The following is an 8,759-nucleotide window of genomic DNA, read 5'->3' as shown; positions in this document are numbered from 1 at the left end:
AGTTCGCGTAGGGGTGTTTTCTCTGCCCGGCCTATGCGGCCGGGCTTTCGTCGTTTCTCTACCGAAGGCCCCAACCTGAATGGTCGGGGCTTTCGACGTTTCACGGGTGTGAGCCCAGCCGTTTGGCTGGGCTTTCGTCGTTTCCAGGGCGCGTGCAAGCTGCCGGCAGGCCATCGGGTATCGGTCTGGCGCCGGTCGGGCGGCCGGCTGTGGCTGTTTGCGGGTGTTGTTCTGGCTCGGCCGCGCGGCCGGGCCTTCATCGTTTCCGGGCAGGTCCGCATCGCGGGGGGAAGGGTTCAGGCTGGTTAAGCCGGGCCTTCCAGGCGAACGGGTGGCCCTCGACGTTTCACAAGTCACTATCGCGGGCCTGCGCCGATGGCGAGGCCGGAATGGCGCTGGTGTGGTTTCTGCCCGGCCGTGTGGCCGGGCTTTCGTCGTTTCCGGTGATCATGTCGAGGGTGTTGCGTCAGCCGCATGGGCCGGCCTTCTTGGTTTCCGAGTGTTCTGGCAGCCTGGCTATTCGGCCGGGCTTTCGTTGTCTCTGGGACACCTGTTTGAAGGCATGGTTTCGGTGGGCCTGGCATCAGCCGCGTTGGCTGGCGTTCATGGTTCGCCAGGTGTTCTCCCGCCGATCGGGCTGAGCTGTGTATTCTGCGACGATGATGCGGCTCGGCTGCCACGGTCGGACTTCCGGTCACCTGTGGGGAGGCGCCCACGCGAGGCGGAGTCGAGCCGGCCCCCGCTGAGGTCCCACGTCATCAAGGCCTGCCCAACTGCCCGCGACGCTCCGCCTTGGTGATCAGGTAGCAACTCGCCTCGTTCTGGTCGGTGTCACTCGGCTCACACAAGTCACAGGCGTCCCACGTCAGCCGCGCCTTCGACGCCGTCGCCGGCGGTCACCCTTGCCGAGGACCCCCGCCGAACCCGACCCGCCGCGCACCCCGCAATCTGTCCACTCCCCACCACCATCCGCCCGGCAGATTGACCGGATTGTCTAGGTTGAGCTGCGGATACTTGCTCTTCTGCCTCCCTTCTTGTTGTCATTTGTAGATGTTCGAGGAAGCGCAGTACTTCGCTCCTGTCGCCGCCAACGAGGACGGATCCGTCACCGTTGAGCTGGCCAAGAGCCATCCGGGGTTCGCCGACCCCGTATATCGGGCGCGTCGCAACGCCATCGCAGGGCTCGCCGTGGGTTACACGCGGGGGGAGCCCATCCCGCACGCCGAGTACTCCGACGAGGAGCACGAGGTCTGGACCCTGGTGACCCGGGAGCTGGCCGTCAAGCACCGGAAGTACGCCATCAGCCAGTTCCTCGACGCCGCCGAGGAGCTAGGGCTGCCGAAGGACCGTATCCCGCAGCTCGAAGAGGTCAGCGAGCTGCTGAAGCCGCTGACGGGGTTCCGTTATCTGCCGGCCGCGGGGCTGGTGCCGTTGCGGGAGTTCTACGGCGTGCTGGCCGACTCGTTCTTCCACTCGACGCAGTACATCCGGCATCACTCGGTGCCGTTCTACACCCCGGAGCCGGACGTCATCCACGAGGTCATCGGGCACGGCAACACGCTCGCGTCCCAGCGGTTCGCGGCGCTCTACCGGCTGGCGGGGCAGGCGGCCCGGAGGGTCGAGTCGGCCGAGGCGCTGGAGTTCGTCTCGAAGGTCTTCTGGTTCACCCTCGAGTTCGGGGTCATGCGGGAAGGGCGGGATCTGAAGGCTTACGGGGCCGGGATCCTCAGCTCGTACGGCGAGATCGAGGAGTTCCGGGGCATGGACATCCGGCCCCTCGACGTCACCGTGATGGGCACGACGGTCTATGACATCACCAAGTACCAGGACGTGCTCTTCGAGGCGGCCTCGTTCGACCACCTCGAAGACGTCGTCGGTCAGTTCTGGGCGTCGTGCGATGACGAGATGATCGCCAAGCTGCGCGCTACGGCCTGATCAGCAGGGCGTCGCCCACCGCGCGCTCCGAGCCGTCGCTGGGCTTGTTGACGACCTTGCCCTTGACGACCATGGCGCTGGAGCCGCCGCCGTCGAGGTTGATGGCGTCGCGGGCGCCCAGCCACTGCATGACGCGGGCGGCCTCGTGGAAGGACGCGCCGACGGTCTGGCCGGGGGCGCGGCCGTCGACGACGGCCAGGATCAGCTTGCCGTTCCGCGTCACGCCCGCGAGGGTGCGGGGGTGGCGGCGGACGATCATGTTGATGTTGGCCATGCCGTCGGTCGAGGCGGTGATCCAGGTCTTGCCGTTCTTCAGCAGGCCCACGCCGCCGCCCACGATGTGGGTGTCGGGGGTGAGCGGAACGGTCCGCTTCTTGCGCAGGTCGATGACCGTCGTCTTGAGCTGGACCTTGCCGCCTTCGGGCGCGTAGGCGGCGAGCCAGTCGGCCCCGGCGCCGACGCCCTGGAGCACGCGCATGCCCTTCATGATCTTGGCGCCGGGCGAGCGGACGGCCGTGACGACGCCCTCGGGGTCGATGACGACCTCGGTCGCGCCGACCTTCGGGGTGCTGGCGCCGAACTCCTCGGTGTAGAGGACGAGTTCGCCGTCCTTGCCGACCCGGTTGACGCCCGCGACGGGGGCGAGCGCGCCGCCCGCGGCGACGTTCACGGCCGACTTGAGCTCGGTGATGCGGGCGGTGCGGCCCTTCAGGACGACCGCCGTGCGGCCCTCGACGGCCTCGCTGAGCAGTTTGCCGCCGACGACCGAGATGCCCGTGGGGTCGCCCCGGTAGGCGGCGCCCGTGTGGATGTCGAAGAAGCCGCCGTTGACGCCGGCGATGGCGCCCGCGCCCTTGGCCATGTCGGTGACGCGCTCGCGGACGGCCGTCTTCTTGCCGAGGCTGGCGGCGAAGCTGCCGCGGAACGACCTCGGGTCGACCATCAGGATCTTCATCGACCAGGGGCCGGCGGTGACGAAGCCGTCGTCGCCCGTGTAGTCGGTCTTGGCGCTGATCCCGGCCTTCTTGAGCTCCTTGACGACCTTGTCGGCCTCTTTCTTCTCGGCGAGGGGCCACTGGCCGATCCGGACCATCCAGTAGTCCTGCGCGGGGAAGTCGGCGATCGCGGGCCGGGTGAACTTCACCACCACCGGCTCGAACCCGGCCATCTGCACGGCGAGCGCCTGCTTGTCCGCCGTGCGCTGGGTGTACGCGTCGTTCGCGCCGGCCAGCACGCTGACGGTGTAGCCGTCCTGGTTCGTGCCGTGGCGCAAGGTGATGTATTCGATGCCCGGTATGACCATCTTCGAGGTCGTCTTCGCCAATCCGGGTACTCCCAGCGGAAAGCTCGACGACGGCAGTCCCGTGGTCTTCTGGCTGTCGGCAAAAACCGGCATAACCGGCAAAACGGATGCCAGTGCCGTGATTGCGACGGTCAGACGGCCTCTCATATGGTCTCTCCCCAATAGTGGACGTGAGTGACCATCGTGGCGAGATTGGCACTTATAAGTGGGCGAAACACGCCAATCGATATGAGAAATCTCGACTGAATTGAGTATTTCGCCTGGTCAATACCCGGTCGTCGCCTGACGGACGAACTCCTGCGGCGAGAGCGCCTCGATGAAGCCGATCCGCCCGTCGTCGAATCGGCGCAGGCCCCAGTAGTGGCCGGTGGCGGAGCCGTACCAGATGCTCCAGTGGGGGAAGCGCGCCGACAGGGCGCGTACGATCGCGCGGTGGTCGGGGGCGGGGAAGGCGCGAGGCGGGGTCTCGGACTCGGTTATCGTCACGTAGCGAGACAATCACGTCCCGGAGGGTGAACCCGGAATGCCCGGTTCGTGGGGTGGGGCAGGTTTTACACCTGGTGGAAACTCATGCTCATTCACCTTGTCGTGCGTAGAAGAGACGCCAGCCGGGCGCCGTCGAGGCCCTCGACGGTCAGGCCGCCGAAACCGGTCATCGTCTCCCCGGCCACGAGCGCGTTGACGATGGCCTCCTCGGTGGCCTCGATCACCGCGTGGTAGAACGGGTCGAGGTGGTCGTCGGCCATGACGGTCACCTGATAGGTCGCCGGGACCTCCGCGCCGAGCACGTTCGCCGGCAGGGTGCGGTTGCCCACGCTGAAGCACAGGAAGCCGTCGCCGCTGGAGTTCTCGCCCGCGCCGCCGGTGCGGCCGACGCCGAGCCCGGCGCGCTTGGCCAGGCGGGCGCACTGGTGGGGCAGCAGCGGCGCGTCGGTGGCCACGACGCCGATGATCGATCCGGCGCCCTCGTGGGGCACCTCCGAGGCCCCCAGGCGGCGGCCGACGTTCACGCCGTTCACGGTGAGCCGGTCGCGGTGCCCGTGGTTGGCCTGCACGTAGACGCCGACCGTGTACGCGCCGACGACCCGGGAGGCGGTGCCCGCGCCGCCCTTGAAGCCGTGGCAGATCATCCCCGTCCCGCCGCCGACCGCGCCCTCCGCGACGGGGCCGCCGGACGCGGCCGTGAACGCCGCGACGACGTGCTCGGCGGTCACGTGGCGGCCGGTGATGTCGTTGAGGGAGCCGTCCCAGGTCTCGCCGACCACGGGCAACGCCCAGCCCTGGCCGCCGGGGTCCAGGGCCGACAGCGCGTCGCGCACCACGCCGACCGACCCGGTGCTGGTCAGGCCGATGGGGGAGGCGAGCATGCCGAATTCCCGCACGTAGGCCAGGCCGGTCAGCTCGCCGTTGCCGTTGAGCCAGTGGTATCCGGCGAACACCGGCTCGGCGAAGGTGTCGCCGTCGTGCGGCAGGATGACGGTCACGCCGGTCCGGACCGACGCGCCGGAGACCAGCGTCGTGTGGCCGATCCGCACCCCCGGCACGTCCGTGATGGCGTTGTGCGGGCCCGGCGCGGCGGTCCCGATCACGATGCCGTGGTCGCGTGCCCTCATCGGGTCTCCCGGAACGACTCCAGCGCCAGCAGCGCGACGTGCAGCGACAGGCAGGAGTCGACGTCGTCGAGGTCGGTCGACAACACCCGCTCCAGGCGGCGCAGGCGGTCGTAGAAGGCCGGCCGCGACAGGTGGGCGCGCTGGGCGGCGACCGCCTTGTTGCGGCCCGCCTCCAGATAGATGCGCAGGATGCGGGTCAGGTCGGAGCCCCGCTGGGCGTCGTGGGCCAGCAGCGGGCCGAGTTCCCGTTCGGCGAAGGTCTGCAACCGGGCGTCGTCGCGCAGCAGGTGCAGCAGCCCGCGCAGGCGCAGGTCGGGCAGCCGGTAATAAGGGCGGCCGTCGTGCTGGCGGACGGCCACGTCGGCGACCTGTTCGGCTTCGAGGAAGCTGCGGCGTACATCTCGGAGGGAATCGACCGTCGAACCGGCGGCGAGCACCGCCCCGGCGGCGCGGAGCCGCTCGGCCAGGGTCGTGAGCGCCGACTCGGCGCCGACCCGGGGCGGCAGCGGGAGCAGCACGCCGACGTGGGCCTGGTCGAGGGCGCCCACCAGGGCGGGCAGCCGGGCGTCGCGGCAGGCGGCGGCGGTGAGGTCGGCCAGGTCGGCGAGCCGGGCCTGTTCGTCGAAGGTGCCCTCGCCGGGGGTGGTCGGCCTGATCACGACGCTGACCAGCTTGCGGCCGGTCAGCGGCACGCCCACCGCGCGGGCGCGGGCGGCGGCCTCGTCGGGGTCGGCGTAGGCGTGGCTGAGGATGCCGGTCAGGATCGTGCCGTGGGCCTGGCGCTCCAGGGAGAGCTGGTGGCGTTCGAGGAGACGTCCAAGAGCGAGGGTGGTGGCGGCCCGTTCGGCCAGCACGATGTCGCGCGGCCCCGGCGGGCGGTCGGCGAGCAGGATCAGCCGGCCCCAGTCCTGGCCGCGCGCGCCCACGACGGTGACCAGCCAGCCGGCGGCCTCGTCATAGGCGGTGCGGCCCTCGGGGGAGACCGCGCGGGAGCGGGTCTCCCAGCTGGCCAGCAGGGCGCCGACGTCCTGCCCGGCCGAGTCGCAGGCGAGCACCTGGTGGGCCAGGTTCTCCAGCATGACCGGGCGGCCGGAGAGGCGGGCCACCTGGGCGAGCACCTCGGCCGGCGACGCGCCCTCGACCGAGAGCTCGGTGAAGATCTCGTGGAGCTGCTCGGAGGCGCGCAGCTCCTGGAGCTGCGAGTCGATGATCATGTTGTGCACCGACTCGGTGATCTGCACGAACGGCGTCTCGCGGGCGAGCGTGATCAGCGGCAGCCCGTGGTCTTCGGCCGACGCGACCACGGCGGCGGGCAGTTCGCTGACGAACCGGCGGCCCAGCTCGACGACCAGGCCGGACGCGCCGACCTGAGCCAGGTCGGCGACGTAGTCGGCCAGCTTGTCGGGTTCAGGGGGCAGCGCGACGCCGGTGGTGAGCACCAGTTCGCCGCCGCGCAGCAGGGGGGCGATGTCGGTGATCTCGCCCACGTGGACCCAGCGGACCCGGCCGCTCAGCCGGTCGGCGCCCGCCACCACGGTGGGGTCGCCGCGCCGGACCGTGTCGAGAGAGAGCACGTCCGCGACGGTGGGGAGCATGTCAGCGACATTAGCCGCTCAACGTCTCACTTTGTCAGGTGGTCGGCCGACATGTCCGCACTTCGGGGGAGTCGCAGGGCCAGGCCGTCGAGCATGGAGACGAGCCCGAAGTCGAACGAGAGCTGCCGGTGCGCGATCGGGTCGATCGTGCTCTCGACGGCCTCCTGGAAGCGTGCGTGGATCTCGGGGTGGGCGCGGGCGGCCTCCTCGACTGCGGGGGCGAGATCGCGCTGGGCCTGTTCCATGGTGATGCCACGCCTCTTGAGCGCGGAGGTGTAGGCGGCCTCGGGCGCGGTGGCGCCGATGGTGTACGACAACACCGCCGCCCCGGCGTAGTCGATGTCGTGCTTCTGGAAACCCGCGCGCGCCAGGGCGGCGCAGAGCGTGGCCGAGCAGTTCATCGCGTTGGGGCCGAGCGCGGGCAGCGAGCCGAGCACGAAGGTGAACCACGGGTGGGCCATGATCGCGGCGCGCAGCCCCCAGGCCACGTTGCTCGTGACCTCCCGCCAGCTCTCCGAATCGGGGATGCGGACCGCGCCGAAGACCTCGTCCATGGCCAGTTCGAGTAGTTCGTTCTTGTTGGCGACGTGCCAGTAGAGGCTGGTGGCCCCGGCCCCGAGCTTGGCGCCCAGTCTGCGCATGCTGAGTGCCTCCATGCCTTCGGCGTCGAGCAGCTCGACCGTCGCCCGCACGATCTGCTCACGGCTGAGGCCCTGCTGCGCGCGGCGCGGCTTGTGCTCCCGCGTCCACACGCTGGTGAAGCGCTGTTCCGGCATCCATCAACAGTAATTCGCTCGCACACTGTTCGAGGATGGTCGTACAGTGTGCGAGTGACCTCGAACACCGTACGAGACCCCCGGCGTTGGTGGATTCTCGTCGCCCTCTGTCTGGCCCTGCTGGTTCTCGTGGTGGACAACACCGTGCTGAACCTGGCCATCCCGGCGCTCATGCGCGACCTCGGTGCCACGCCCGCCGACGTCCAGTGGATCATCGACGGCTACATCCTCGTCTTCGCGGGGCTGCTGCTCACGGCGGGATCCCTCTCCGACCGCTACGGCCGCCGCAGGTTCCTCGTCTTCGGCCTGGTGATCTTCGGGGCGGCCTCCGGCCTGGCCATGCTCGCGACCGAGCCCTGGCACCTCATCGGCGCGCGGGTGCTGATGGGGGTGGGCGGGTCGTTCATGATGCCCTCGACCCTGTCGATCCTCATCACGGTCTTCGACGAGGACGAACGCCGCACGGCCATCGCCGCCTGGAGCGCCGTCGCCGGCGTCGGCGTGATCGCCGGGCCGACCCTGGGCGGCTTCCTGCTCCACCACTACTACTGGGGCTCGGTCTTCCTCCTCAACATCCCCATCGCGATCATCGCGATCGTCGCCGCGCTGCTGCTGATGCCCGAGTCGAAGGGCGAGCCCCGCGGCTTCGACCCGCTCGGCGTGGTGCTGTCGATCACCGGGCTGAGCTCGGCCGTCTGGGTCGTGATCATGCTGCCCCAGGAGGGCTTCGACCCGCTCATGACGGCCGTCGCGGTGCTGGCGATCGGCGGATTCGTGTGGTGGGAACGCCGGGCGAGGCATCCGCTGCTGCCCTTGGAGCTGTTCCGCGACCGCTCGTTCGCCGGGGCGTCGTTCTCGATCGTGCTGCTGTCGTTCGGCGCGGGCGCGCTCATGCTGGCCCTCACGCAGTACCTGCAGTTCGTCCTCGGGTACGAGCCCCTCCAGGCCGGGCTCGCCCTCGTGCCCTACGTGGTGGCGTCGTTCGTCTTCAGCGGCGTCGGGGCGGCCCTCGGCAAGAAGGTGTCCAACAAGACCCTGATCGTGGTGGGCCTCACCGTGCTGGCGGGCGCCTTCGGCCTGCTCTCCACGCTCGACGTCGCCGACGGGTACGGCTTCCTGATCACCTGTCTGATCGTCATGGGCGTGGGCGGCGGACTGGCCGGCCCGGCCGCGTACGCGACCCTGATGGGCGCCGTGCCGCCCAAGCACGCGGGGGTCGGTTCGGCGCTCAACGACACCGTGCAGCAGGTCGGCGGAGCGTTGTCGATCGCGGTGCTGGGGAGCGTGCTGGCGGCGGCGTACACCGCCGCGATGCCGGCCGACGCGCCCGAGGCGGCCCGCGAGTCGATCAGTTCGGCGCTCGCGAGCGGCGCCCCCGACCTGGTGCTGGCCGGCAAGGAGTCGTTCCTGGCGGCCATGTCGATCGGGTCGTGGGTGGGGCTCGGCTTCACCCTGCTCGCGGCCCTGGTCGCGCTGGTGGTGCTGCCCCGGAAGGCGGTCGTTCCCGAGCCCGTCACTGTGTAAGGGAACACATGGA

The 8,759-nt window shown here is 69.9% G+C and carries 7 protein-coding genes; 2 read left to right on the top strand and 5 right to left on the bottom strand.

Features of this window, described 5'->3' with window-relative positions:
- Nucleotides 1-1,050: 1,050 nt before the first annotated feature.
- The gene (locus AW271_RS29350) at nucleotides 1,051-1,935 is read left to right on the top strand and encodes a phenylalanine 4-monooxygenase (protein WP_062340836.1); all 885 of its coding nucleotides are present in this window, start codon (nucleotides 1,051-1,053) and stop codon (nucleotides 1,933-1,935) included.
- On the opposite strand, the gene AW271_RS29345 is transcribed toward AW271_RS29350, so the two are convergent.
- From AW271_RS29345 to AW271_RS29325, 5 genes are all read right to left on the bottom strand, one after another.
- Nucleotides 1,925-3,259: a phosphodiester glycosidase family protein gene (locus AW271_RS29345; RefSeq protein WP_245653264.1), complete on the bottom strand. Its 1,335-nt coding sequence runs from the start codon at nucleotides 3,257-3,259 to the stop codon at nucleotides 1,925-1,927. The genes AW271_RS29350 and AW271_RS29345 overlap by 11 nt on opposite strands.
- A 243-nt stretch (nucleotides 3,260-3,502) precedes the next feature.
- Entirely contained in the window at nucleotides 3,503-3,724 is a 222-nt protein-coding gene (locus AW271_RS29340) for a hypothetical protein (protein WP_034382748.1), read from the bottom strand.
- Nucleotides 3,725-3,816: 92 nt separating this feature from the next.
- Complete coding sequence (locus tag AW271_RS29335; RefSeq protein ID WP_062340834.1) at nucleotides 3,817-4,851, bottom strand: DmpA family aminopeptidase; 1,035 nt, start codon at nucleotides 4,849-4,851, stop codon at nucleotides 3,817-3,819.
- The gene (locus AW271_RS29330) at nucleotides 4,848-6,446 is read right to left on the bottom strand and encodes a PucR family transcriptional regulator (RefSeq protein ID WP_062340833.1); all 1,599 of its coding nucleotides are present in this window, start codon (nucleotides 6,444-6,446) and stop codon (nucleotides 4,848-4,850) included. The genes AW271_RS29335 and AW271_RS29330 overlap by 4 nt, the downstream gene beginning before the upstream one ends.
- Before the next feature lie 26 nt (nucleotides 6,447-6,472).
- On the bottom strand, nucleotides 6,473-7,222 hold the full coding sequence (locus AW271_RS29325) for a TetR/AcrR family transcriptional regulator C-terminal domain-containing protein (RefSeq protein WP_062340832.1): 750 nt from the start codon (nucleotides 7,220-7,222) through the stop codon (nucleotides 6,473-6,475).
- A gap of 54 nt (nucleotides 7,223-7,276) precedes the next feature.
- On the opposite strand from AW271_RS29325, the gene AW271_RS29320 reads away from it, so the two are divergent.
- The gene (locus AW271_RS29320; protein WP_062340831.1) at nucleotides 7,277-8,746 is read left to right on the top strand and encodes an MFS transporter; all 1,470 of its coding nucleotides are present in this window, start codon (nucleotides 7,277-7,279) and stop codon (nucleotides 8,744-8,746) included.
- The last annotated feature ends 13 nt before the right edge of the window (nucleotides 8,747-8,759 follow it).

The organism is Herbidospora sakaeratensis (assembly GCF_001570525.1).
GTDB lineage: Bacteria > Actinomycetota > Actinomycetes > Streptosporangiales > Streptosporangiaceae > Herbidospora > Herbidospora sakaeratensis.
Note: the sequence above shows the minus strand (reverse complement) of the source record. Positions and strands in the feature narration are given on the sequence as shown.